The 22,825-nt window shown below is 64.9% G+C and carries 23 protein-coding genes; 10 read left to right on the top strand and 13 right to left on the bottom strand.

Translation table 11 applies throughout. The features are described 5' to 3' along the window. Positions 1-162: 162 nt before the first annotated feature. Complete coding sequence (gene gnd, locus LCW13_RS01855) at positions 163-1,146, top strand: phosphogluconate dehydrogenase (NAD(+)-dependent, decarboxylating) (protein WP_043334711.1); 984 nt, start codon at positions 163-165, stop codon at positions 1,144-1,146. A 149-nt stretch (positions 1,147-1,295) separates the two neighbouring features. Here the strand turns inward: gnd and LCW13_RS01850 are convergent, their stop codons facing one another. From LCW13_RS01850 to LCW13_RS01825, 6 genes are all read right to left on the bottom strand, one after another. Further along, positions 1,296-1,838, bottom strand: a complete 543-nt coding sequence (locus tag LCW13_RS01850) for a retropepsin-like aspartic protease family protein (RefSeq protein WP_043334714.1) — start codon at positions 1,836-1,838, stop codon at positions 1,296-1,298. After that, entirely contained in the window at positions 1,835-2,332 is a 498-nt protein-coding gene (locus tag LCW13_RS01845; RefSeq protein ID WP_043334718.1) for a hypothetical protein, read from the bottom strand. The genes LCW13_RS01850 and LCW13_RS01845 overlap by 4 nt, the downstream gene beginning before the upstream one ends. Before the next feature lie 26 nt (positions 2,333-2,358). Beyond that, positions 2,359-3,024, bottom strand: a complete 666-nt coding sequence (locus tag LCW13_RS01840) for an ankyrin repeat domain-containing protein (RefSeq protein WP_052384714.1) — start codon at positions 3,022-3,024, stop codon at positions 2,359-2,361. A 341-nt stretch (positions 3,025-3,365) separates the two neighbouring features. Next, positions 3,366-4,730 carry a sensor histidine kinase gene (locus tag LCW13_RS01835; RefSeq protein ID WP_043334721.1) on the bottom strand — a complete coding sequence of 455 codons (1,365 nt, stop codon included), beginning with the start codon at positions 4,728-4,730 and terminating at the stop codon, positions 3,366-3,368. Then, a complete protein-coding gene (locus tag LCW13_RS01830) occupies positions 4,727-5,425 on the bottom strand; it encodes a response regulator transcription factor (protein ID WP_043334723.1) in 699 nt (232 codons plus the stop codon). Before LCW13_RS01830 ends, LCW13_RS01835 begins: the two co-directional genes overlap by 4 nt. 152 nt (positions 5,426-5,577) lie before the next feature. Beyond that, positions 5,578-6,087 carry a PepSY domain-containing protein gene (locus LCW13_RS01825; protein ID WP_064503321.1) on the bottom strand — a complete coding sequence of 170 codons (510 nt, stop codon included), beginning with the start codon at positions 6,085-6,087 and terminating at the stop codon, positions 5,578-5,580. A gap of 258 nt (positions 6,088-6,345) precedes the next feature. Between LCW13_RS01825 and LCW13_RS01820 the strand changes: the two genes are divergently transcribed. Both LCW13_RS01820 and LCW13_RS01815 read left to right on the top strand, forming a co-directional pair. Further along, a complete protein-coding gene (locus tag LCW13_RS01820; RefSeq protein ID WP_043334725.1) occupies positions 6,346-7,182 on the top strand; it encodes a hypothetical protein in 837 nt (278 codons plus the stop codon). A 336-nt stretch (positions 7,183-7,518) separates the two neighbouring features. Further along, positions 7,519-7,872, top strand: coding sequence for a hypothetical protein (locus LCW13_RS01815; protein WP_052384715.1), 354 nt, complete (start codon positions 7,519-7,521; stop codon positions 7,870-7,872). Positions 7,873-8,037: 165 nt separating this feature from the next. On the opposite strand, the gene coq7 is transcribed toward LCW13_RS01815, so the two are convergent. Together coq7 and LCW13_RS01805 are read right to left on the bottom strand one after the other, a co-directional pair. Further along, on the bottom strand, positions 8,038-8,703 hold the full coding sequence (gene coq7 / locus LCW13_RS01810) for a 2-polyprenyl-3-methyl-6-methoxy-1,4-benzoquinone monooxygenase (RefSeq protein WP_205700843.1): 666 nt from the start codon (positions 8,701-8,703) through the stop codon (positions 8,038-8,040). Positions 8,704-8,945: 242 nt separating this feature from the next. Continuing rightward, positions 8,946-9,287, bottom strand: a complete 342-nt coding sequence (locus LCW13_RS01805) for a histidine triad nucleotide-binding protein (protein WP_043334727.1) — start codon at positions 9,285-9,287, stop codon at positions 8,946-8,948. Positions 9,288-9,508: 221 nt separating this feature from the next. Here LCW13_RS01805 and LCW13_RS01800 point away from each other — a divergent pair, with 221 nt between their 5' ends. Further along, on the top strand, positions 9,509-10,339 hold the full coding sequence (locus tag LCW13_RS01800; protein WP_052384716.1) for an RIO1 family regulatory kinase/ATPase domain-containing protein: 831 nt from the start codon (positions 9,509-9,511) through the stop codon (positions 10,337-10,339). Between the two features lie 34 nt (positions 10,340-10,373). On the opposite strand, the gene LCW13_RS01795 is transcribed toward LCW13_RS01800, so the two are convergent. From LCW13_RS01795 to phaR, 4 genes are all read right to left on the bottom strand, one after another. Then, the gene (locus tag LCW13_RS01795) at positions 10,374-11,246 is read right to left on the bottom strand and encodes a phosphoribulokinase (protein ID WP_043334728.1); all 873 of its coding nucleotides are present in this window, start codon (positions 11,244-11,246) and stop codon (positions 10,374-10,376) included. Beyond that, positions 11,246-11,701, bottom strand: coding sequence for an acyl-CoA thioesterase (locus LCW13_RS01790; protein ID WP_052384717.1), 456 nt, complete (start codon positions 11,699-11,701; stop codon positions 11,246-11,248). Before LCW13_RS01790 ends, LCW13_RS01795 begins: the two co-directional genes overlap by 1 nt. 259 nt (positions 11,702-11,960) lie before the next feature. Next, a complete protein-coding gene (gene purD / locus LCW13_RS01785) occupies positions 11,961-13,253 on the bottom strand; it encodes a phosphoribosylamine--glycine ligase (RefSeq protein ID WP_043334731.1) in 1,293 nt (430 codons plus the stop codon). Positions 13,254-13,418: 165 nt separating this feature from the next. After that, positions 13,419-13,937 (bottom strand): polyhydroxyalkanoate synthesis repressor PhaR, encoded by a 519-nt coding sequence (gene phaR / locus LCW13_RS01780; protein ID WP_043334733.1) that lies wholly within the window; start codon positions 13,935-13,937, stop codon positions 13,419-13,421. A 197-nt stretch (positions 13,938-14,134) separates the two neighbouring features. Here phaR and LCW13_RS01775 point away from each other — a divergent pair, with 197 nt between their 5' ends. Then, a complete protein-coding gene (locus tag LCW13_RS01775) occupies positions 14,135-14,860 on the top strand; it encodes a 16S rRNA (uracil(1498)-N(3))-methyltransferase (protein ID WP_043334736.1) in 726 nt (241 codons plus the stop codon). Positions 14,861-14,951: 91 nt separating this feature from the next. Here LCW13_RS01775 and LCW13_RS01770 read toward each other — a convergent pair whose 3' ends face one another. After that, a complete protein-coding gene (locus tag LCW13_RS01770) occupies positions 14,952-16,658 on the bottom strand; it encodes a deoxyribodipyrimidine photo-lyase (RefSeq protein WP_052384718.1) in 1,707 nt (568 codons plus the stop codon). 715 nt (positions 16,659-17,373) lie between these two features. Between LCW13_RS01770 and LCW13_RS01765 the strand changes: the two genes are divergently transcribed. The 5 genes from LCW13_RS01765 to LCW13_RS01745 are packed head-to-tail and all read left to right on the top strand — an operon-like array spanning position 17,374 to position 22,823. Then, entirely contained in the window at positions 17,374-20,166 is a 2,793-nt protein-coding gene (locus tag LCW13_RS01765) for a monovalent cation/H+ antiporter subunit A (protein ID WP_225347496.1), read from the top strand. Continuing rightward, positions 20,166-20,522 (top strand): Na+/H+ antiporter subunit C, encoded by a 357-nt coding sequence (locus tag LCW13_RS01760; RefSeq protein WP_043334740.1) that lies wholly within the window; start codon positions 20,166-20,168, stop codon positions 20,520-20,522. Before LCW13_RS01765 ends, LCW13_RS01760 begins: the two co-directional genes overlap by 1 nt. Then, positions 20,522-22,063 (top strand): monovalent cation/H+ antiporter subunit D, encoded by a 1,542-nt coding sequence (locus LCW13_RS01755; protein WP_052384719.1) that lies wholly within the window; start codon positions 20,522-20,524, stop codon positions 22,061-22,063. Before LCW13_RS01760 ends, LCW13_RS01755 begins: the two co-directional genes overlap by 1 nt. After that, on the top strand, positions 22,060-22,560 hold the full coding sequence (locus LCW13_RS01750) for a Na+/H+ antiporter subunit E (protein ID WP_043334742.1): 501 nt from the start codon (positions 22,060-22,062) through the stop codon (positions 22,558-22,560). Before LCW13_RS01755 ends, LCW13_RS01750 begins: the two co-directional genes overlap by 4 nt. Beyond that, complete coding sequence (locus tag LCW13_RS01745) at positions 22,554-22,823, top strand: K+/H+ antiporter subunit F (protein WP_043334744.1); 270 nt, start codon at positions 22,554-22,556, stop codon at positions 22,821-22,823. The genes LCW13_RS01750 and LCW13_RS01745 overlap by 7 nt, the downstream gene beginning before the upstream one ends. The last annotated feature ends 2 nt before the right edge of the window (positions 22,824-22,825 follow it).

Here is a 22,825-nt window from a genome sequence, read left to right as displayed (position 1 = left end):
ACATGGAAAGCCACTAAAGAAGCAATAAATAATAGCTAATATTTTTGTGAAGATCCCCAACGGGCCATGTCATTGATATGGCCCGTTTTTGCGTCCAGCGCCCGCACAGGGTAGGCTTCGCGCCGTCCCGACTCTCCCCGGCTTCACGTGAAAGGAACGAACATGCAACTCGGTATCATCGGACTCGGCCGCATGGGCGGCAATATCGCTCGTCGCTTGATGCGCAATGGTCACGAAGTGGTCGCCCATGATCGTGACGCGGCAATCGCCCAGTCACTGGTCGCCGACGGTGCGACGCACGTCGATAGCCTCGTGGAGCTGGTTCAGCAGCTCGAGGCGCCGCGCGCCGTCTGGGTCATGCTGCCGGCTGGCGAGATCACCGAGCAGACCATTGCCACGCTTGCCGAGCTGATGGAAGCCGGCGACACCATCATCGATGGCGGCAACACCTTCTACAAGGACGACATCCGCCGTGCCACGGCCCTCAAGCTGAAGGGCCTGAACTACGTCGATGTGGGCACTTCCGGCGGCGTGTGGGGCCTGGAGCGCGGCTACTGCATGATGATCGGTGCCGAGAAGGCCGTGTTCGAGCATCTCGAGCCGCTGTTCGATACCCTCGCCCCGGGCTATGGCGATCTCGAACGTACCAAGGGCCGCAACGCCCCGGATGAGCGCGCCGAGCGCGGCTACATCCATGCCGGTCCGGTCGGCGCCGGTCATTACGTGAAGATGGTCCACAACGGCATCGAGTACGGCCTGATGCAGGCTTACGCCGAGGGCTTCGAGCTGATGCAGAGCAAGGGCTCCGACGCCCTGCCGGAAGATCAGCGCTTCGACCTCAATCTGGCCGATATCGCCGAGGTGTGGCGACGTGGCAGCGTGGTCTCTTCCTGGCTGCTCGACCTGACCGCCCAGGCACTGGCCGGTGACGAGCGTCTGGACCACTACAGCGGTGCCGTCTCTGACAGTGGCGAAGGCCGCTGGACCGTCGATGCCGCCGTCGAACAGGGTGTCGCCGTGCCGGTGCTGGCCAATGCGCTGTTCTCGCGCTTCAGCTCGCGCAAGGAAAACACCTACGCCAACCGCCTGCTGTCGGCGATGCGCTTCGGCTTCGGCGGCCATGTCGAGCCGCCCAGGAAAGACTGAGCACCTGCTCTGACACGCCAGACGTGAAACGCCCCGCTCATGGAGATCATGAGCGGGGCGTTGTCGTTTGCGGGGCCTGCTGGCAGAGCGGTGGAGTGTCAGCTGCCCTTCTTGCCAGCCCTGTCAGCCATCTGTGTCAGCCACTGGCGTTATCGAACGCCGCCAGCGCCATCCACCGGCGTCAGCGTCATCTGCTGACCGCGCATGTTGATATCGAACTCCCCCAGGAAACTCATACCCAGCAGCACCACCTCATCGTGCATGCCCGGCACGATGGCCCCGCGCACCTCGCGCTGGCTGAGCCCCGCCAGACTGACAGCGTCCAGTGTGGTCAGGGCACCGTGGCTGACGCCATTGGCGGTAGTGAAGCGCGCATCCCGCCCGAGTGGCAGCTGCAGGCGCTCGGCCAGCGCTTCGGACACCGAGACATAGGTGGCGCCGGTATCGAGCAGGAAGGTCACCGGCTGATCATTGATCGTACCGGGGGCCACGAAGTGACCTGAGCGATTGCGCGACAGCGTCAGTGGCTCTCCGGATGACAGCGACTGGCCAGCCAGCGAGGCATTGGGCCGGGTGCGCTCATCAAGCTGGCCCTGAAACCACCACACCAGCATGGCGAGAATCAGCGCCCAGCACAGCACCAGCATGCCGACACCATAACGGCGGGTCGCGCCGCCCCCTGAATCACTCATCCACCACCACCCCGCAACAGCAGACGCAGGCCGACGGCGCACAGTGCGAAGCCGAGAATCAACGGCACCCCGATCAGCCAGCCGCGCGTCCCCGGCAGGCTGGCCTCATGCGGGGCGTCGAGGTGATAGACCAGCGCCACGCTCTCCCCCACGGCGGGTGTCGGCGAGGGCACCGCCAGCGGCGAGATGATCTCGTGCCAGCCATCACGCTGATCCTGATAGCGCACCACGGGCGCATACTGGATCGACTCGATATTGAAGCGCCCACCCGGCGGCAGACCCGCCATCGCCAGGGCCTCATCCTCGCTGAGTTTGCCACCCTTGGGCAGATGGATCGGACTACGCCCTTCGACGTGCAGCGTACGGTCGTGATTGATGACCTCGCCCATCACCTGTGCGCTGTTGCGGGCGAAGGACTGTGCCTGCTGCCAGCGATAGCCACCGAGCAGCAGCAAGGCGATGCCGATGATGATCAGTCCCCAGGTCAACGCCATGCGATGCCTCCTTGTGGTCGGTGCCATCATGCACGACGCGGTGTCGAGGTACGGGCCTGGACGTCGTCGCTCACGTCATGGGCAACGCCCTGCTCGTGTCCGCCGGCCGCTTCCAGCCTCTCGCTCAGCGCCTCGAACTGGCGCCAGCGCGCATGCGCCAGCGGCGTGACACCTTCGGCGTCCGCCAGATTGACGTCGGCACCGTGGGCCAGCAGCTGCTCGACGACCCGTTGATAGTCAACGCCGCCATCCCCCAGCAACACGGCCTCGATCAGTGCCGTCCAGCCGAGCGTATTCTGGTGATTGACGTCGACATCGGTCTCCTCGAGCAGCTGACGGCAGATATCGGCATGGCCACGCTCACTGGCCGACATCAGCGCAGTGGAAGAGAAGCGATTGAGCACCGTCGCCGAGGCGCCATGCGCCAGCAGCCGGCTCAGGCAGCGGCCATAGCCGAGCGCGGCCGCGGCCAGCAGGGGCGTGTCGTGCAGGGCATCGGTCTGCTCGCAATCGGCGCCGGCGGCCAGCAGGGCCTCCACCGCCTCCGGCTGATTGGCCTGCACCGCGACCAGCAATGGCGAGCGCCCACGATAATCCACGTCATTGACTCGCTCGTGCGCATCGGGAGCGGCCAATGCCTGTGCCAGGCCCTCCAGATCGCCATGCTGAGCACACATTGTCATGTCCTTCATCACCACCTCCTGACGCCCGGCAACGGATGCTTACTCTCTGACAGCCTATGCGATCCTGAGCGTGACCGTTAGCCCCGCCAGCGTTCAATCGGCGCCTTGAGCATCGTCGATCAGGCATGGCGTGGTGAATGACAGGCAAAAAAAAGCGCTCCCGAAGGAGCGCCAGTTCGTCATCACCGCAGGGCGCGGCAGACGAGACTCAGAAACGAAGCCCGTCCGGCTGCCAGCCGGACACCGTCAGAATACGGTGTCGTCCTGGCCGCGCCCAATCATCTCTCGGGATGGCTGTGATAGCGCTGAGCTATCAAGACAAGACCGCCGATAAACGAGGCGGCGCCCTGTCACTCCTTCGGCTGCGCCCCGACCAGCGGGGAGCTCGGCAGCCAGACGCGTGCCGCCAGGCCGCCCAGACTGGAGCGCTCCAGTGCCAGCTCGCCCCCGTAGAGCGCCATCAGATCATCGACGATCGCCAGCCCCAGACCGGAACCGGAGCGCCCTTCATCAAGACGCGCCCCACGCCCCAGCGCGGCAGCGCCCTCTTCTTCATTCATGCCGGGGCCATCGTCCTCGATGATCAACAGCACGCCGCCATCGCGGGTCTCGCTGCTGACGCGCACCTGCTGGCGAGCCCACTGCAAGGCGTTCTCGAGCAGGTTACCGACCATTTCCTGCAGGTCCTGCGGGTCGACCCGCACGCTGGCGTCGTCCTCCAGCGCCAGACTCAGCGTGATGCCACGCCGGCTCGCCAAGCGCCCGAGTCCCTCGAAGACCGGCCCTGCCGCCTCACGCAGGCTGATGCGCCCGCTGAGATGCGCGCCACCGGCGGCACTGGCACGCGCAAGGTGGTGGCGCACGGCTTCATCGATGCGTTTGAGCTCGGCGTCGATCCGCGCGCGGTCCTCGCCGTCGAAGCGCTCGGACTGGGCCTTGAGCACGCTGACCGGCGTCTTGAGGGCATGCGCCAGATTGCCGGCCGCCGCGCGCCCGCGCTCGATCAAGCGCTGATCTCGCTCGAGCACGGCATTGATGGCGCGGGTCAGCTCGGTCAGCTCCGGCGGCAGACGGGTCTCTTCCAGCCGCTCCGCCTCGCCGTCGGCGACCTTCTTGAGGCGAGCCCGCAGGCGCCGCAGAGGCGCCAGCCCCCAGCTGATCTGCGCGGCAGAGCCGCACACCAACAGCGATGCCAAGGCCACCAGCGCACCCGCCAGCAGCCACTCGAAGCGCGCGACCTCGGCGTCGACCTCGCTACGGCTGGCCGCCACCATCACGTGCAGTGGCTGGTTGCGACCGGGCAGGCGGATATCGCGCTCGAGGGAGCGCAGCACCTGATGGCGCGGGCCCTTGAGGTCACGGCTGATGATGACGCCCTTGTCCATGTCTTCCAGCGGCGGCAGTCGCTGGTCCCACAGCGAGCGCGACGTCAGCACATTGCCGTTGCGATCGGAAATCTGCCAGTACCAGCCCGAATAGGCCTGATCGAAGCGTGGGTCGCCCAGCGAGCGTGTCAGGCCGGGGCGGCCCTTCTCGCGGTCGAACTGGATGGCGGCGATCAGCACCTTCGACAGCGACAGCAGGCGCTGGTCGAAGGCGGTAGTCACGGCGTCACGGAAGCTCCAGGCCAGACCGAGCCCGGTCAGCGGCATGACGATCAAGGCAATGACCAGCGAGCCGCCCAGCAAGCGGCGGCCGACGGACAGTGGCTTCATGCGTCGCTGCCATCCGCCGGCGTCTGTGTCTCGGCGTCCGGATCACGCAGACGATAGCCACGCCCGCGCAGCGTCTCTATGCGCTCGGCCCCCAGCTTGCGGCGCAGACGGCTGATCTGCACGTCGATGACATTGGAATCGGGTTCGTGGTCGCGGTCATAGACATGCTCGACCAGTTCAGAACGGCTGACCACACCAGGCACGGCGTGCATCAGGTGCATCAGCAGGCGCGTTTCCTGGGCGGTCAGCGACACGGGGCGCCCCGCCAGGCTGACGGTACCGCCGTGGGTGTCACAGGCCAGATCACCCAGCTTGAGCACGGGGTGGGCATGGCCGCGAGAGCGACGCACCAGGGCGCGCAGACGGAAGATGACCTCGGCGGTCTCGAAGGGCTTGGTGACGTAATCATCGGCGCCGGCAGAGAAGCCGGCGGCCTTGTCAGACCAGCGCTCGCGCGCGGTCAGCACCAGCACCGGCACCTCGATGCCGGCCTCTCGCCACTGGGCCAGCCAGCGCGTGCCATCGCCGTCCGGCAGGCCGAGATCCAGCACTACGGCATCGTAGCTCTCGGTCTGGATCAAAAAGTCGGCGTCTCCCCCGGTGGTGGCATGCTCGACCAGCACATCGGCTTCCCCCAGGCGCGCCATCAGCGCTTCGGCCAACGGCATGTCATCTTCAACCAGCAATATCTTCATCGATTCTCGGGCTCCTGACGCAAGCGGCGTTCTACCGGTGGCGCAATGGACAATGGCACTAGCATACCGTTCCTCAGGGCCGCCAGGCACCCTCGGCGCCCTTGTCACAGCCTGCGCTGACACTGCCTGGCCTGGCCACTGCCTGCCTCGTCCTACTGACTCTCGACCTCGGCATTGGCGCCGTCAGTCACGAGCGGCGCGTCGTCCGTCTCGGGCAAGGGCCTGGTCAGGGGCTTGGTCAGAGGCTCAGACAAGGAACCGCTGCCAGCGCGACGCATGGCATCCAGATTGACGCCGCGCACCTCACGCAGGCTGCCATCCGAGGCGCGCACGGTGAATCTGGCCATCTGGCCCTGTGGCCCGAGCATCTCGACCTCATAGATCAGCTCGCCATGCGTCTCTTCGAGCTCCACCTCGACCACCTGACCCAGCCAGTCGCGCTCGAGGCTATCGAGCAGCTCGGACAACGAGATGACACGTCCGGCGGCGACTTCGTCGTGCAGGCTGCGCCAGCGCTCGCTGTCACACAGCGCATGCGGCGGCAGTGCCAGCGCACCGACCAGCAGGCTCCCGAGCCCGAGGCACAGCCAGACATAGCGTTGCCGCCATTGACTGCCACGCGCTGCACGGGCGTCTGGCTGAGCCTTGTGGGGAGTCTGCATGAAGAGGAACCTCGTGAATGACGGCGGGGCTGGTGTGCGCCCAAGGCGGGCGCTTGCGCGTGGCGCTCAATCTAGCAACGGAATGTGCAATCAAACCTGCGTTGGAACAACGCGGACCAACCCGAGAGCAACCACTGACCCTGTGATGCAGAGACTGACAGGAGGCAATGAACCTCAGATGAATTCACGTCTCAGCGACGCGCAAGGTCGCCTGGCCCACAGTGAGTGCCATGCACAGCCATCCTTGAGGAGGGTGTCATGTCCCCATCAGCCGCGTCCCGTATTGCTCCCGCTCGTGAATCAGACTCCGCATCCCGGCAGCCGCCATCCTCGGCCGCAGGCGCCGCCCCGTCGCGCTTCTGGCTCGCCAGCCGCGCAGTCCAGCACTGGCGACACGGCCTGGGCGTCAGCGCACTCGGCCTGATGCTGGGCTCGGCTCCCGCCTATGCCAACGGCATCGAGGACCTGCCGGTGCGCCATCAGCTGTCGGCGGCAGAACTCTCGACCGCAGGGCTCTCTGCAAATGGGCCCTCGACCAGCGAGCACTCAGATGACGGCAAGGCGCACGCCACGCTCGGCGATGATGCGGAGGGTAGCGCGCTGGACACGGCCGCCACCCGCACAGCCGGAAAGCCTGCGACAGCTATCTCTGAGGCCGCGTCTACCCAGGGGCTCGCGCCAGAGCTGCTCACGCAGATGATGATCCACGCCAGTCGCAAGGGCATGATGGAATTCAGTACGATGGATATCCGCGACGATCATGTTCAGTTCACGGGCTGGGGGCATAATGGGTGGCAGATGGAACTGGCCATCAATCTCGCCGATGGAGAATTCATCAGCGAAGCGCTGCGCCAGAGTGATTCCGCGCCCGGCGACAAGGCCATCGATGGCGACAGCATGCGCCAGACCTTGAATTTTGCCGCTGTCGACGGCATCAAGAGTGTACAGAGCGTCGAAGTCGCTGCGCACGCCATCCAGATTCACGGACGCGATGCGCAAGGCAGGCCGCAACGAATGACATTGAACATGCCGCTGCCGGGCAACGCTTTCAACCTCGCTGCCAGCGTGTCCATGAATCCGGATTACCGGCCGTGAACTGATCGACCCGCTTGACCAGCCGCCGTGCCTTGAAGTGGTTCAGGGACTGAACCCGACATCCAGCGCTGGATCAACGCCGAAGCCGCTTGACGGCAACGATGCCAACTTCGATGCTGAACGAGTCAACCGGCCGCCCGATGCCATCAAGCGCCTCATGCAAAAGTGCGTCGCATCGAGCCCCACTTACCCATCCCCCGGCCCAGAGCACGAATGCCCGTTGCGCCGGGAGGGCAATACCCCTGTTTCCTGACCCGATATCCCCGACCACCCACTTTCACCTATCGGGTCATCCTCGCCCGGCCTGACGGCCCGGCTCTATCGTGGAGAAGACACATGCAAGGCCAACAGCACAACACTCTGTGGAACCAGGCTCGCCAATGGCAGGCCAATGCAGGCAACCAACGCCCCTCCAATGGCCTGTCCGGCCTCAAGCTGGTCGCCGCCTGGCTGATCGGTGGCGTGGTCATGATCTTCAGCTTGTTCGCGGCGCTGGTGATGATGGTACTCGGCATCATCATGCTGCCCTTCATCCGCCGTCGCATGAAAAAGCGCATGAGCGAGATGCAGCAGCGCATGCAGGAGGCCCAGGACAAGGCCAGTGGCCGCCAGAACTACTCGCGTGATGCCACGCGTGAAGACGGCAGCAGCACCGAGACGCTGGACGGTGAGTACCAGGTCAAGGAATAAGCCCTGACGCCGGAGACCGCTGAGCGTCTCACATTGGCCGACTCGCAATGATCGTCTCGTATTGATCATCACGACGTTCGCCAAAAACACAAAGGCCGCCCCATGGGGCGGCCTTTTGCGTTGCAGCGTCCTGAAGCTGCCAAGGCAGGCTCAGACGTCTGACCATCACACTCGGTAGACGCTGGCCGTCATCACCTTGGACATCAGGCGCATGGCGCTCTTCAGCGGCCCCGGGAAGCGATGACCACCGGCTTCCAGCGCCCACTGCTCATGATGGGCTTCGTCGATTTCCATCTGGCGCAACACGGCACGTGAGCGCTGATCGCCCTCGGGCAGCGTCTGCTGGTGCTTCGACAGGTGCTCGCCGACCAGTTCTTCGGTCGCGGCCACGAACCCGAGGCTGACCTTGTCGTTGATGGCACCGGCCGCTGCCCCGAGCGCGAAGCTCGTCATGTAGAACAACGGATTGAGCAGGCTGGTATTGGCATCCAGCTCGACGAGTCGTGCATCGCACCAGGCCAGGTGATCGATCTCTTCCTGGGCAGCCAGCTCCATCTGCGTGCGCGTTTCAGGCAGACGCGCCGTGAAACCCTGACCCTGATAGAGCGCCTGGGCACACACCTCGCCGGTGTGATTGATGCGCATCAGGCCAGCGGCGTGCTGGCGCTCTTCGTCGCTGATCGCTTCGTCATGGATGTCGCCCGCCGGAGAGGGACGCGACGGCTGGGCGGCATGTGGCACCAGGGTACGCAGTACGGTGTCGAACTGATGGATCAACTGATCGGCGCGGCTGTGATGACGTTGCGCCGAAATGGCATCGGAATGCGGCATGGGAAGACTCCTGCACGGCGTGAGCAATGAGGCCATCTTACGCAAGCCAGCCCGCGACGGTAAGGGGCAGAGTGTCGCCGGGCGAGGCCTGACCGGCTCCCTTGCGCCGTGGCTTCCCCAATGAAAAACCGGCAATGCCGTTTTCACGACATTGCCGGTATGCGCCTGTGTGCCGCGCGCTTGTTATCGCTAGCCGCTACCTGCCCGCGAACCGCCGGTACAGGCGCCTGCTCTATGCCGGCTCAGCCAGCCGGCCATGTGAAGCGGCGACCACCCATCAGGTGCATATGAATATGATAGACCGTCTGGCCGCCATCTTCATTGCAGTTCATCACCACGCGATAACCGCCCTCGGCAAAACCGTAGTCCTTCGCCAGTCTGGCGGCGGTGTACTGCAGGCGCCCTACCGTGGCCAGCTGATGCTCCTCGATATCGTTGAGCGTGGCGATGTGCTGCTTGGGGATGATCAACACATGGGTCGGCGCCTGCGGATTGATGTCATTGAAGGCCAGCACCTCATCATCCTCATAGACGATATCGGCGGGAATCTCGCGGTTGATGATCTTGCAGAACAGACAGTCCATGACACCTTCTCCCTTGAAGTGGGGCTGCCCACGGCAGCGTGGCCTGCCAGCGTAGCGCCAGCCGGGCAACAGGCCAAGGGCAGACGCAGGAAAACGCGGGCCAGCTTGTGAACAGAGCAATGTCGCCTTTAGGGAAACAGACTGATTCACCGCTGCCAGTGGGCGAATGAGGAAAACAGTAGGATAATCATTGTTAACCCGCTAACGAGAAGCCGCCCGTCATGCCCGTGTTCACTCGCCAAGATTCCTCCCTGCGCAAGGCCAACCACGAACTGGAGGCCGGCCTTGGCGCTCATGGCGAGACACGACCGGCCACTGTCGGCGCTCCCGCCGTCGATCGCGCTGAGCCTACGCGCGCAGAGAAGGCGCGGGCGGCACTGCGTGCCGCGCCCAGGGTCACGCGTGTTGACGGCGAGCAGGCCCCGGGCGAGTTCCTGCAGCGTGCCAAGGGCTTTCTCAAGGCAGAGGTCTATATCACGCACCTCAATGGCCAACCGGTGGTCTGCAAGGATTACCGCCGCTATGCCGGCACGCCGGCGGCATTGGTGGCACGCTGGCTGGTACGCCATGAGCTGAAGATGCTCGAGCGTCTGGGCGACTGGACACACGCCCCCCGCGCCGTGGCGCGCCTGTCACCGCTGTCGCTGGCGATGGAGTACATCCCAGGGCCGTTGCTGAGTGACGCCGCCCTGGATGACGTGACGGATGCCCGCCTCAGTCAGCAGCTGATTCTCGTCGTGCAGCAACTCCATCAGCGTCAGATGGCCCACAACGACATCCGTGGCTCCAACGTCGTGCTGCGCGATGGCGTGCCGGTCCTGATCGACTTCACCTCTGCCGTCCGCCTGCCGCGCCTGCCGGGCACGGCCACTCTCGCGCGCATGATGCGTCGCTTCGATCTGCGTCACTCGCTGAAGCTCAAGCAACGCACCCTCGGCCTGCCGCTGAGCACCCGCGAGGCACGCCTGCTGATCCGCAGCGGCCGCCTGAATCGCACCCTGCGTATCTGGAAGAAGGGCATCCTGCCACGCCTCAAGGGCCGCAAGCACTGAGCCAGCCCGAGCCCAGCCCCCTTCATGTCTCCCGCTAGCGGAACCGCCGCTGTGCCAGCAGGCTCTTGACCAGTGGCGTGATGATCAGCTCGATGGCCAGTGCCATCAGCGCGCCGGGCACCACCAGCGTATGCGGGCGTGACATGAACGAGCCCTGGATCATCGCGAGCAGGAACGGGAAGTCGACACTGCCGGGATCGCGGAAGTGGATCACGACCATCGACTCGGCGTCCGTCGGGATATCCTGCGGCTCGAAGGGGTTGGAGGTATCCACCGTCGGCACGCGCTGGAAGTTGATGTGCGTGCGTGAGAACTGCGGCTGGATGTAGCGCACGTAGTCATCCATGCGGCTCAGGATGGTGTCCACCACCGCTTCCTGGGAGTGCCCGCGCAGCTTGGTGTCACGATCGATCTTCTGGATCCACTCCAGATTCATGGTCGGTGCCACCCCGATCAGCAGATCGACATGACGCGCGATGTCATGCTCCGGCGTCACCAGCCCACCATGCAGCCCCTCGTAGAACAGCAGGTCCGTACAGTCCGGCAGCGACTGCCATTCGGTGAAGGTGCCGACCTTGTAGCCGGCCTCGATCATGCGCTTGTCTTCGGCATGGATGTAATGACGATGCGTGCCGGAGCCCTGCTCGCCATATTCGACGAACAGCGCTTCCAGACGATCCAGCTGGTTGGCCTCGACCGCGAAGTGAGACAGCTCGCGCTTGCGCTCCGGCGCCTCCTGAAACATGCGCACCAGCTCGTCACGGGTATAACGGTGAAAGGCATCCCCATCCACGTAGGCGGCATGAATCGCCTCACGCGAGAACATGCGCTCGAAGGTGCGCATGACGGTGGTGGTGCCCGCGCCGGAAGACCCCGTCACGGCGATGATCGGATATTCCCGCGACATCAGTTGGCTACCCGGGACGACATGGCTGAGACGGCCTGCTCGATGGCGGCACTGGCGCGCGCGCTCGGCTCCGCCAGCCCCTGCTCGCCAGCGAACACCAGCCCGACGCGCAGCGTCGCCAGTACCGCGTCATCGCTGACACGCAGCAGGCGGTGATGGACGCCAAGCCCCTTGCCGGACACGCTGTCGATGGCCGTCTCCACCACGAGCGCGTCACCCAGCCGGCCCTCGCCCTGATACTGCACGGCGAGATCCGCGACGATGCTCATCAGCCCATCGATGTTCCATTCGGGGAAGCCCAGCGCCTGCCAGGCCTGGCCCCGCGCCTCGTGCGCCAGGCTGACTACGCTGTCGTGGCCCAGGTGCTGGCCATAGTTGATGTCGCTGACCCGAATCGTCATCGGGTGGCGATGTACCAGGCGGGAAACCGGAAATTCAAGCCGGATACGGTCCATGCAGACTCCTTGTCGGCGAGACAGGAAAAGGGTTCAGGGCGGACGGCGACGCCATCTTTCGACGCCGGTCAGCCTCAAGAAGGAATATAGGATGACTAGGGTTATCGCATGCCCGACACCGACATGACCAGACCCCGACACGATGGTCGTAGGCGCTCAGGGCATCGAGAGACGCCCCAACGACAAGACCCGGCCTAAGGCCGGGTCTTGTCGTGAAGCAGGCATGTCGCGGGGTGATGGCCCGTGCGACTCAGCGCTTTCAGCTATCGCCGCGCTCGCGAGCGATGGCGCGCCAGGCGATGTCGCGACGCACCAGCATGTCCTGCCAGCTGATGGCATCGACGCCTTCATAGGCACGCTCGGTGGCCGCCGCGACGCTGTCGCCCAGTGCGGTGACGCACAGCACGCGACCACCGCTGGTGACGACCTGGCCGTCCTGCTCGGCGGTGCCGGCATGGAAGACCTTGCAGCCGGTCGCTTCGGCAGCATCGAAGCCGCTGATGACATCGCCCTTGCGGTAGCTGGCCGGGTAGCCGCCAGCTGCCAGCACCACGCCGACCGCCGCGCGGGAATCCCACTCGCAGGTCTGGGTGTCGAGACGCCCGTCTTCGGCGGCCAGACACAGCGCGACCAGATCGGACTTCAGACGCACCATGATCGGCTGGGTTTCCGGGTCACCGAAGCGGCAGTTGTACTCGATGATCTTCGGCGCGCCCTGGGCATCGATCATCAGACCGGCATACAGGAAACCGGTGTAAGGATGGCCTTCGGCCGCCATGCCACGCACGGTGGGCAGGATGATCTCGTCCATCACGCGCTGGTGAACGTCAGCCGTCACCACCGGCGCCGGAGAGTAGGCCCCCATGCCGCCGGTGTTGGGGCCGGTATCGCCTTCGCCGACGCGCTTGTGATCCTGACTGGTGGCCATCGGCAGCACGTTCTCGCCGTCGACCATCACGATGAAACTGGCTTCCTCACCGTCGAGGAATTCCTCGATCACCACGCGTGCGCCGGCATCGCCGAAGGCGTTGTCCTCGAGCATGTCACGCACCGCGGCGCGAGCTTCCTCGTCGCTCATCGCGACCACGACACCCTTGCCCGCCGCCAGGCCATCGGCCTTGATGACGATGGGCGCCGGATGGGCCGCCAGGTACTCAAGCGCCGCATCGACCTCCGCGAAGGTCGCGTAGTCGCCGGTCGGGATGGCATGACGCGCCAGGAAGTCCTTGGTGAAGGCCTTGGAGCCTTCCAGCTGGGCGGCACCGGCCGTCGGGCCGAAGCACTTGAGCCCCGCTTCACGGAAGCGATCGACCACGCCGATCACCAGCGGCGCTTCCGGGCCGACGATGGTCAGCTCGATGGCGTTGTCACGCGCGAAGGCGACCAGCGCATCGAGATCGTCAGCGGCAATCGCCAGATTGGTCAGCTTGGACTCGCGCGCCGTACCCGCATTGCCGGGCGCCACGAAGACCTCCTCGACACGGGATGACTGGGCGGCCTTCCAGGCCAGCGCATGTTCGCGGCCACCGCCGCCGATGATCAGGACCTTCATCTTTTCAACCTTCATGAGCCAGTGAGGATCAGGGCTACCCGCATGGCGCGAGCTACCGAGGAAATATCAGGCTGCGCATTATGGCAGAAAGGCGCCCTGCTCGGGGCGCCCCTTTTCACATCACGATGAATTTATGTGAAAGCTGGATCTGACACGGCGTCACACTCAGCGTCGCTCATCGTCCGGCGGCGTGTCCGACTCATCAGGCGCCGCATCCGCATCGCTCGGCTGTGAGCGTGAGGCATTCTTGCCAGCACCCATGCCAGCGCCCATGGCCTGCTGCCAGAAGCGCAGGTTCTCTTCGGCGACCTCGCGCATCATCTCCATCGGCGAGTGACGCATGGCCTGGGACCACTGCTCCTGCATGCGCTGCTGCTGCTCCATCATCAGCCGCGTACCCTGCTCCAGATAACCGGCCAGCGGCAGCGGCTTGGCCATCGCATAGATGCGGATGAACTGCTCCAGCAGCTCGTTGGAGAAGACCTCGGCCTCGCCCTCGCCCTGCTCCTGCTCGATGATGATGGTCAGCAGGATGGTGCGCGTGAGGTCCTCACCGCTCTTGGCGTCCTCGACCTTGAAGACCTCTTCCGCCAGCACCAGGCTGCGCAGGTCTTCCAGGGTCACGTAGCGGCTCTGCTCGGTGTCGTATAGGCGCCGATTGGCATATTTGCGGATCACTCGCACGTGTCAGGCTCCTGTCGATTTTTCTTCATTGTGCACTCAAGGGGGGGGACTGCAAGAAAAGGCGTCTCCACGCGTCAGTCATTGACGCCATGCCAACGCTGTCCCCGTCGGGTCAGCATGCACGACATGCTAGAATAACGCCCGCTTGCCGCTGTCTGTAAGCGATGCATCCTGCCCTCCACTGCCCCGGTATTGCCATGAATCTGATTTTGCTCGGCGCTGACGACCTGACCGCTCAGGACCACGCACGTGTCACGGACCCGCGCCGCCTGCGCCATCTGCGTGAGGTGCATCGTGCCAACGTCGGCGACGAGATGACGCTGGGGGTGGAGGGTGGCCTGATCGGCCGTGGCCGCCTGGAGCGACTGGACGCGGACAGCGCCGAATTCAGCCTGACGCTGGACCGTCAGCCGCCGGCGCCACTCGACGTGCATCTGCTGCTGGCGCTGCCGCGCCCGCGCATGCTGGCACGCTCGCTGGAACACGTCACGGCATTGGGCGTGAAGCAAATCACCCTGCTGCATACGCGGCGGGTCGAGAAGAGCTATTGGCAGTCGCCGGAGCTCAAGGAAGACAAGATTCGCCAGCATCTGGTGCTGGGACTGGAGCAGGCGCGTGACACCATCATGCCGACGGTGACCCACGAGAAACTGTTCAAACCCTTCGTGGAAGACCGCCTGCCGGCACTGATGACACCAGCATCAGGCACGCCTCCGCGTGGCATCATCGCCCATCCGGGCATGCCGGATGAATGCCCACGCGCCGTCCACGAGCCGGTGATGCTGGCCATCGGCCCGGAAGGCGGCTTCGTGGACTATGAGGTCGAGAAATTCATGGCGGCAGGCTTTGAAGGGGTGCATCTGGGCGAGCGCATCCTGCGCGTCGAGACAGCCGTCACGGCGCTATTGGCCCGTCTGGGCTGAAGAACGCCAGGTCATAGCAGCAGGTCAAAGATGAGGTGCCACCAGGGCCTGGATCTTCCCGGACGACTCGCGCGATATCGACACCGCCTGATCACACATCGAAGCCCGCCAGATGCCGCCATTCACCCCAGTGGATGGCGGCGTCGTAATCGAGCAGGCAACGCTCGAACCAGCGCGCGCCCAACCGCCAGTCGCCGCCGCCCTCCAGCCAGGCACCGGCCAGATACTTGCGCTCGGACCACGGCAACCAGCCTTCACGTACCAGCACCTGCATGGCCTTGTCGGCCCGGGCATCGCCGGTTCTCCCTTCGCTCCAGCGCGCAAAGGCGGCGTCATTTGCGGCGTCTTCCCGCAACGCAGCGCCATACCAGGCCGCGCGAGCCTCCTCATCCTTGTCACGCAGCATACGCTGCCAGCACTCGCGCTGCAGCACGATGGCCAGCAGCTGCTGATTGATCGCCTCATCACCCGCCTCGCGGCGGCGGGCATCCAGTACCTGCAGAATGCGGCGCGGACTGATGCAACCCAGCGCCAGCCATGCTGCCAGTGGCCATGCATCCGCCGGGCGCGCCATCAATTGCATAGCGTCCAGCGTCTTCCCCGCCTCCCGCTGAGGTGCCAGCCCCGTCGGCACACCAGCGCCTTCGCCATCGGCAGAGTGCGATCGCTGATAGGACGCCCCTTCTATCGAGTCGTCATCGCCCTTGCCGGCATCTCCCTTCGCCCAGGCCTTGCCCCACAGCAAGGTCGACAGGTATGCGCGGGCTGGCTCCTCGCCGCCCAGCAGCTCCGCAAGCCTGGCAGTCGCCGGCTGCCAGGCTTGCGCCGAGCCACAGATGGCATCCAGCGGCGGAAAGCCACGCGAGGCAGAATCGGGCCACGGCGGCAGGGAATAGGGCAGTCCCTGCAAGGGTGACTGCGCTTCGCACAGGGCGCGCCACTGCTCATCGTTCAGCCCTGTCGGCAAAGCCTCGTGTTGAGACAGAGCCTCGCGCTGAGGGCGTGCCTGCAAGGTGCCGGGCGTCGGCGTCAACACAGCACAAGGCGGCAGCATCAGGTCGGCCACGCCAGCGTCATCGCCACCACTGGCGCGCAGCACCTGCGAGGCAAGCGCGGCGCAGGTCGCCAGGGCGTCATGATCGCCTGAAGCGCCTGTATCAGCAGAGGCTGTGCCAGCAAAACCTGTGTCAGCAGAGGCAGTGTCACGCAGAGTGAGATCACTGGAGGGAGCCGCACGCTCGTCTGCGACGCAGGACGCCTCATGCGCCACACGCAGGCGAGCCGTCTCTTCGCGGGGGAATCTGCCCGGCAGCAGGCGATCAAGCAACGGGCCATCCAGCAGCTGGCTGTCGAAGGCGATCTGGTCAGGGGGATGACAGTGGAGCCGGGTCGAGGCCGGCAGACGCCGTGAGAGCTGCTGCAGGGCGCGGCTGTCTTCCGGCGCGGCGGCGCGGCTGACTTCCAGGCACTGGACATCATGCTGGGCGACCTGCGTCAGTACTTCCTCGACGGGGTCCCCGACGCGCACCAGCAGGTCACTGCCGCGGCGCAGCAGCATGCCACGCAGGTTCATCAGGCTCTGCCACAACAGGCGCAGACGCGCGGGCCCCAAGCGCGGCAAGCCGTCGCTCGGCGTCAGCCAGCGACGGTCGAAGACATACATCACCAGCATCTGATGCGGGCGACGGGACAGGGGCAGCGCGAACAGCGGGTTGTCTTCCAGCCGCAGGTCGTGACGCAACCACACCAGAGAGGTTTCCGGTGCGTTGCCCGAATTCATGCTGGCGACCTCGTGCATGATGACTCCGTGGAACGTATGGCGTGCAATATTTGTACAAGAAAATCGACATCTTGTACAACACTTCACACGGTACATGTCGCGTTCCGGCGGGTCGGGCATGCGCTGGCGAGGGGTGCAAGTGCGTGATACATTCGAGAGGTTAGGTCACGTTCCATCAATGTTTTCAACAAGATCGCGCAAGTGTCTCCACTCGAACACACACTTGTCATCCAGGGGCTTCAGGAGGAATACGGCCATGCTCGCAAGACATGACATGACCGCACCAACCCGGCATATTCGCCGTCTGCCCGTCGCGGGCAGCCGGGGACGCGCTGCGGACCTCATCCCATCCTGGATGCTGGCACCCCGTGCCGTGCGACTCCCCTTCCTGACGGATCCGCCCCTTGCGACGGTAACGTCATGCCCGGAGCGATTGACGCGCTGAACCCGCGCCAGATCCTCCGTGCAGCCTGAGCCAGCCACTGCCAACCCTTGCTGCCGCGTGACGCATGTCGTGTCTCGCATGGCCCCATGAGAACGTCTTCCTGACAGAGTCTCGTGTGTCCGGCACTTCATCGCGGCAACCTGCAGTGCGCTCGCCTATTCTGTCGGCACCCAGTGGCCGAAACTCCGCCTCCCGATCTCGAAGCTGGCAGTCCGGCCCTGAGCCTGTGTCTGCGCTGCCCACGAATGACGGACTACGTACTACAACAACGACTGGAGCGAGTCTTCCATGACCCTGCTGTTGATCGTGCTATTGCCGTTACTCGGTGCCCTGGTGCCCTTGATGGCCAGAAATCTGCCCCGTGCACGCCTTGCCTGGCTGACCGCGGTGGCACCTGCCCTAGCACTCGGTATCGCCGTCTTCCACCTCGGAGACGTCTTCTCGGGCATGGTGCCCCAGTTCCATCTGCCCTGGATCGCGGAGCTGGGACTCAACCTGTCGCTGCGCTTCGATGGTCTGTCGGGGCTGTTCGTGCTGCTGATTCTCGGCATTGGCCTGCTGATCATCCTCTATTCCCGCTATTACCTGTCGGGCGAGGATTCGCTGGCACGCCTCTACAGCTTCCTGATGCTGTTCATGACCGCGATGCTCGGCATCGTGATGGCAGACAACCTGCTGCTGATGTGGGTGTTCTGGGAGCTGACCAGCCTGAGCTCCTTCCTGCTGATCGGTTACTGGTACCAGCTGAGCGAGGCGCGCAAGGGCGCCCGCATGGCCCTGACCGTCACCGGCGCCGGGGGTCTGGCACTGCTGGCAGGTATCCTGGTCATCGGGCATATCGTCGGCAGCTACCAGTTCGATGACGTGCTGGCCGCGGCGGACCAGATCCGCTCCCACGAGCTCTATCCGGTCGCGCTGGTACTGGTGCTGCTGGGCGCCTTCACCAAGTCGGCCCAGTTCCCGTTCCAGTTCTGGCTGCCCCACGCGATGTCGGCACCGACGCCGGTATCCGCCTTCCTGCACTCCGCCACCATGGTCAAGGCCGGTGTCTTCCTGCTGGCGCGCATGCACCCGGTGCTCGCGGGGACAGACCTGTGGTTCTACATCGTCAGTCTGACCGGTCTTGCCACCCTGCTGTATGGCGCCTGGTTCGCGCTGATGAAGCAGGACCTCAAGGGCGTGCTGGCCTTCTCGACCATCAGTCACCTGGGCCTGATCACGCTGCTGTTCGGCTTCAACAGCCAGATGGCCGCCGTCGCGGGCCTGCTGCACATCATCAACCACGCCACCTTCAAGGCCTCGCTGTTCATGGCCGCCGGCATCGTCGATCACGAGTGCGGCACGCGTGACATCCGCAAGCTCAACGGCCTGTATCGCTACATGCCGCATACCACGGTGCTGGCGATGGTCGCCTCGGCCTCGATGGCCGGTGTGCCGCTGCTCAACGGCTTCCTGTCCAAGGAGATGTTCTTCGCCGAGAGCCTCGATGCCCAGCTGCTGGGCGGCCTGTCGTGGCTGATTCCGGCGCTGGCGACCCTCGGTGGCATCCTGTCGGTGGCCTACTCACTGCGCTTCATCCACGACGTCTTCTTCAATGGCGAGCCGAAGGATCTGCCCAAGACCCCGCATGAGCCGCCGCGCTACATGAAGCTGCCCATCGAGGTGCTGGTGCTGATCTGTCTGCTGGTCGGTATTCTGCCGTCGCTGGTGATCAAGGACCTGCTGGTCAGTGCCTCCGCCAGCGTGCTGGCCGGGCCGGTACCGGACTTCAGTCTCGCCATCTGGCACGGCTTCAATCTGCCGCTGCTGATGAGCGGTATCGCGCTGGCGGGCGGCGTCGCCGTCTATGCCCTGCGCCACCACCTCTATTCCTTCCAGCGCCAGTTCCGCGCCCGCAATGCCCTGCTGGTGTTCGAGGCCAACGTGCAACGCCTCGTCAAGCTTTCCGAGCGCAGCATGGACAGCTTCGAGAATGGCTCGCTGCAGCGCTACATGCTGTGGCTGCTGCTGACCGCGCTGCTGTTCGTCGGCATCGGCCTGCTGGTCGTGCCGCAACTGGGTGGAGAGCTTGAGCAACAGCCCTTCGATGGCATGCTGCTGACCGGCGCCGTGATCACCGGCCTGGCCGGCCTCGGTACCGCGATCACCCACCGCAAGCGTCTGATCTCGCTGCTGATGCTGTCCGTGGTCGGCCTGATGACCTCGCTGGCCTTCGCGCGCTTCGCCGCACCGGACCTGGCACTGACCCAGCTGGCGGTCGAGGTGGTGACGATGATCCTGCTGATGCTGGCGCTGTTCTTCCTGCCCCAGCGCACGCCCAAGGAATCCAGCGCACGCCGCATCATGCGCGACGTGCTGCTGGCCAGTGCCTTCGGCGTGGTGGTGGCGAGCCTCAACTTCGCCATCCTGACCCGCCCGGTGGAGTCGATCTCCGACTTCTTCATGGCCAATGCGGTCTCCGGTGGCGGTGGCCATAACGTGGTCAACGTGATTCTGGTCGACTTCCGTGGCTTCGATACGCTGGGTGAGATCACCGTACTGGGCATCGCGGGCCTGGCGATCTTCAAGCTGCTCAACCGCCTGCGCCTGTTCATGCCGTCCAGTGACCTGGATGGACGTGGCTGGTCGCCGGATCGCCATCCGATGATCCTGGCCACCGTCTCCCAGACGCTGCTGCCGCTGGCACTGCTGGTCTCGGTCTACATCTTCCTGCGTGGCCACAATGCCCCGGGCGGCGGCTTCATCGCCGGCCTGGTGACGGCAGTGGCCATCATCCTGCTCTACATCGCGCGTGGCGTGGACTGGACGCAGCGCTGGCTGCGCTTCCCCTATCAGCCCGTCGCGGCGGCCGGGGTGTTGATCGCCGGCCTGACCGGCGCCGGCAGCTGGGTGTTCGGCTATCCGTTCCTGACATCCTCCTTCGGCCACTTCACCCTGCCCGTCATCGGGGAAATCGAGCTGGCCACCGCGCTGCTGTTCGACCTCGGCGTCTACCTGACCGTGGTCGGCGCGACCCTGATGATTCTCGCCAATCTGGGCAAGCTGACGACTCCGCATCGCCCGACCAAGGAGAAGATGTGATGGAAGCCCTCTACGCCACTACCACCGGCCTGCTGGCCGCCTGCGGTGTCTACCTCACCCTGCGCGGCCGCACCTTCCCCGTCGTGGTCGGCCTGACGCTGCTGTCCTACGCCGTCAACCTGTTCCTGTTCTCCATGGGTGGCCTTGCGATGCACGGCAATCCAGCCGTGGTCGGTGCCGGCTCACCAGCAGCTGACCCGCTGCCCCAGGCGCTGGTGCTGACCGCCATCGTGATCGGCTTCGCCATGACGGCCTTCGTGGTCATTCTGGCGATGCGCGCGCGCGGCGACCTGGGCAGTGACCACGTCAACGGCAATCGCCTGGATGATTCGAAAGAGAAAGAGGACACCAAGTGATGCTGCAACACCTGATTGTCCTTCCGATTGTCCTGCCGCTGCTGGTGGGGGCGGGCCTGCTGCTGAGTCGTGCCACCTCACCGACCTTGCGCCGCACGGTCAGCCTGGTGGCCCAGGCATTGATGGTGGCCATCGCCATCGCGCTGGTGGTGCAGGCCGGTGATGGCACCATCCGCTACTACGCGCTGGGCGACTGGCAGCCGCCGTTCGGGATCGTGCTGGTGCTGGATCGCCTGTCGGCGACCATGGTGCTGCTCAGCTCGCTGCTGGGCCTGCTGGCCTGTCTGTACGCCACGGCGGGCATCGATGAGACCGGCTCCAACTTCCATGGCCTGTTCCTGCTGCAGCTGATGGGCATCAACGGCGCCTTCCTGACCGGCGACCTGTTCAACCTGTTCGTGTTCTTCGAGGTGCTGTTGATCGCCTCCTATGCCCTGCTGCTGCATGGCGGCAGCAAGGCACGCACGCTGTCGGCGCTGCACTATGTGGTGCTGAACCTGATGGGCTCGGCATTCTTCCTGATCGCGCTGGGTATCCTGTACGGCGTGACCGGCACCCTGAACATGGCCGACATGGCGGTCATCGTCACTACGCTGGACCCGGGCCGTGCCGGTCTGATGGAAGCCGGTGGCCTGCTGTTGCTGGTGGTGTTCGGCCTCAAGGCGGCGATGCTGCCGCTGTACTTCTGGCTGCCACGCGCCTATGCCGCGGCCTCGGCGCCGGTGGCGGCGCTGTTCGCGATCATGACCAAGGTCGGCATCTATTCCATCCTGCGCGTCTACTCGCTGATCTTCACCGACAACGCTGGCGCACTGGCGGACCTCGGTCGTGACTGGCTGTGGTGGGCGGGACTCGCCACCCTGGTGGTGGCGATGCTGGGCGTGCTCTCGGCGCGTGATCTGCGCACCCTGGTGGCCTATCTGGTGATGGTGTCGGTGGGTACGCTGCTGACGGCGCTGGGCATGAACACGATCGAGGCAGACAGCGCGCTGCTGTTCTACCTGATCCACTCGACGCTGGTCACCGGCGGGCTCTTCCTGCTGGTCGACGTGGTCGCCGGTCAGCGCGGCAAGGCCGGGGCACGCATCGTGCGCTCGCGCCCGCTGCTGCAGGCAGGCCTGCTGGGCGGCCTCTTCCTGATCGGCACCGCCGCCGCCGCCGGGCTGCCGCCGTTCTCGGGCGCCATCGGCAAGGCGCTGATTCTCGCCTCGGCGACGCCGGAGCAGCAGATCTGGCTGTGGCCGCTGCTGCTGCTGGCCGGTCTGTGCTCGCTGGTCGCCTGCTCACGCGCCGGTTCCAGCGTGTTCTGGCGCACCAGCAAGGCCGAACCCAGCGGCGAGCGCATCGGCGTAGCCCGTGGCATCGCCACTGGCGGGCTGATCTCGGCCGCGCTGATGCTGGTCATCTTCGCGGGGCCGCTGGCGAACTGGACCAAGGCCACCGCCGAGCAGCTGTCCAACCCGGCCCCCTATCTTGAATCCTTGCTCGGCAAGGACGCGGCACCGGAAACCGCACCGCCGCTGAAGGGAGATGTCTCATGATCAAGCCTCGTTCCCGTCTCTTGCCCACGCCGATGCTGTCGGTGCTGCTGCTGATCGTCTGGCTGATGCTGCAGAACAGCGTCGCGCCCGGTCAGATCCTGCTCGGGGCAGTGCTGGCCATCGCGATTCCCATCCTGACCTACCGCTTCTGGGAGCCGCAGCCCGACCTCCAGAAGCCCTGGCGGCTGATCAGCTACTTCCTGCGCGTGATCATGGACATCATCATCGCCAACCTGCAGGTGTCCTACCTGATCCTCAATCCGCGCGCCAAGTTCCGTCCGGCCTTCGTGCGCTATCCGCTGGAGCTTGAGGAGAAGTTCCCGATCACCCTGCTGTCGAGCACCATCACGCTGACGCCGGGCACGGTCTCGGCCTATCTGACGCTGGATGGTCGCCATCTGATCATCCACGCACTGGATGTCGAGGATGAGCAGGAGTTGATCGACGAGATCCGCCAGCGCTACGAGCGTCCGCTCAAGGAGATCTTCGAATGCTAGACATCGCCCTGTGGATCAGCATCGCGCTGTTCGCCGCCTCGCTGGTGCTCAACGTCTTCCGGCTCGCCATCGGGCCGGACCTGCCGGACCGCATTCTGGCGGTGGACACCATGTACGTGAACTCCATCGCCCTGATCGTGCTGTTCGGCATCCAGCTCAACAGCAAGTCCTACTTCGAGGCGGCGCTGTTGATCGCCATGCTCGGTTTCGTCAGCACCGTGGCAGTCTGCAAGTACCTGCTGCGCGGCGACATCATCGAATGACC

The organism is Cobetia amphilecti (assembly GCF_020217465.1).
In the GTDB taxonomy this organism is placed as follows: domain Bacteria; phylum Pseudomonadota; class Gammaproteobacteria; order Pseudomonadales; family Halomonadaceae; genus Cobetia; species Cobetia amphilecti.
The sequence above is the reverse complement of the archived record's forward strand: the minus strand, read 5'-3'. Positions and strand labels throughout refer to the sequence as shown.

Excerpts from the sequence above, each read along its gene's own strand:
- gnd (WP_043334711.1), top strand. The coding sequence starts at position 163 with ATGCAACTCGGTATCATCGGACTCGGCCGCATGGGCGGCAATATCGCT.
- LCW13_RS01850 (WP_043334714.1), bottom strand. The coding sequence starts at position 1,838 with ATGAGTGATTCAGGGGGCGGCGCGACCCGCCGTTATGGTGTCGGCATG.
- LCW13_RS01845 (WP_043334718.1), bottom strand. The coding sequence starts at position 2,332 with ATGGCGTTGACCTGGGGACTGATCATCATCGGCATCGCCTTGCTGCTG.
- LCW13_RS01840 (WP_052384714.1), bottom strand. The coding sequence starts at position 3,024 with ATGAAGGACATGACAATGTGTGCTCAGCATGGCGATCTGGAGGGCCTG.
- LCW13_RS01835 (WP_043334721.1), bottom strand. The coding sequence starts at position 4,730 with ATGAAGCCACTGTCCGTCGGCCGCCGCTTGCTGGGCGGCTCGCTGGTC.
- LCW13_RS01830 (WP_043334723.1), bottom strand. The coding sequence starts at position 5,425 with ATGAAGATATTGCTGGTTGAAGATGACATGCCGTTGGCCGAAGCGCTG.
- LCW13_RS01825 (WP_064503321.1), bottom strand. The coding sequence starts at position 6,087 with ATGCAGACTCCCCACAAGGCTCAGCCAGACGCCCGTGCAGCGCGTGGC.
- LCW13_RS01820 (WP_043334725.1), top strand. The coding sequence starts at position 6,346 with ATGTCCCCATCAGCCGCGTCCCGTATTGCTCCCGCTCGTGAATCAGAC.
- LCW13_RS01815 (WP_052384715.1), top strand. The coding sequence starts at position 7,519 with ATGCAAGGCCAACAGCACAACACTCTGTGGAACCAGGCTCGCCAATGG.
- coq7 (WP_205700843.1), bottom strand. The coding sequence starts at position 8,703 with ATGCCGCATTCCGATGCCATTTCGGCGCAACGTCATCACAGCCGCGCC.
- LCW13_RS01805 (WP_043334727.1), bottom strand. The coding sequence starts at position 9,287 with ATGGACTGTCTGTTCTGCAAGATCATCAACCGCGAGATTCCCGCCGAT.
- LCW13_RS01800 (WP_052384716.1), top strand. The coding sequence starts at position 9,509 with ATGCCCGTGTTCACTCGCCAAGATTCCTCCCTGCGCAAGGCCAACCAC.
- LCW13_RS01795 (WP_043334728.1), bottom strand. The coding sequence starts at position 11,246 with ATGTCGCGGGAATATCCGATCATCGCCGTGACGGGGTCTTCCGGCGCG.
- LCW13_RS01790 (WP_052384717.1), bottom strand. The coding sequence starts at position 11,701 with ATGGACCGTATCCGGCTTGAATTTCCGGTTTCCCGCCTGGTACATCGC.
- purD (WP_043334731.1), bottom strand. The coding sequence starts at position 13,253 with ATGAAGGTCCTGATCATCGGCGGCGGTGGCCGCGAACATGCGCTGGCC.
- LCW13_RS01775 (WP_043334736.1), top strand. The coding sequence starts at position 14,135 with ATGAATCTGATTTTGCTCGGCGCTGACGACCTGACCGCTCAGGACCAC.
- LCW13_RS01770 (WP_052384718.1), bottom strand. The coding sequence starts at position 16,658 with ATGCACGAGGTCGCCAGCATGAATTCGGGCAACGCACCGGAAACCTCT.
- LCW13_RS01765 (WP_225347496.1), top strand. The coding sequence starts at position 17,374 with ATGACCCTGCTGTTGATCGTGCTATTGCCGTTACTCGGTGCCCTGGTG.
- LCW13_RS01760 (WP_043334740.1), top strand. The coding sequence starts at position 20,166 with ATGGAAGCCCTCTACGCCACTACCACCGGCCTGCTGGCCGCCTGCGGT.
- LCW13_RS01755 (WP_052384719.1), top strand. The coding sequence starts at position 20,522 with ATGCTGCAACACCTGATTGTCCTTCCGATTGTCCTGCCGCTGCTGGTG.
- LCW13_RS01750 (WP_043334742.1), top strand. The coding sequence starts at position 22,060 with ATGATCAAGCCTCGTTCCCGTCTCTTGCCCACGCCGATGCTGTCGGTG.
- LCW13_RS01745 (WP_043334744.1), top strand. The coding sequence starts at position 22,554 with ATGCTAGACATCGCCCTGTGGATCAGCATCGCGCTGTTCGCCGCCTCG.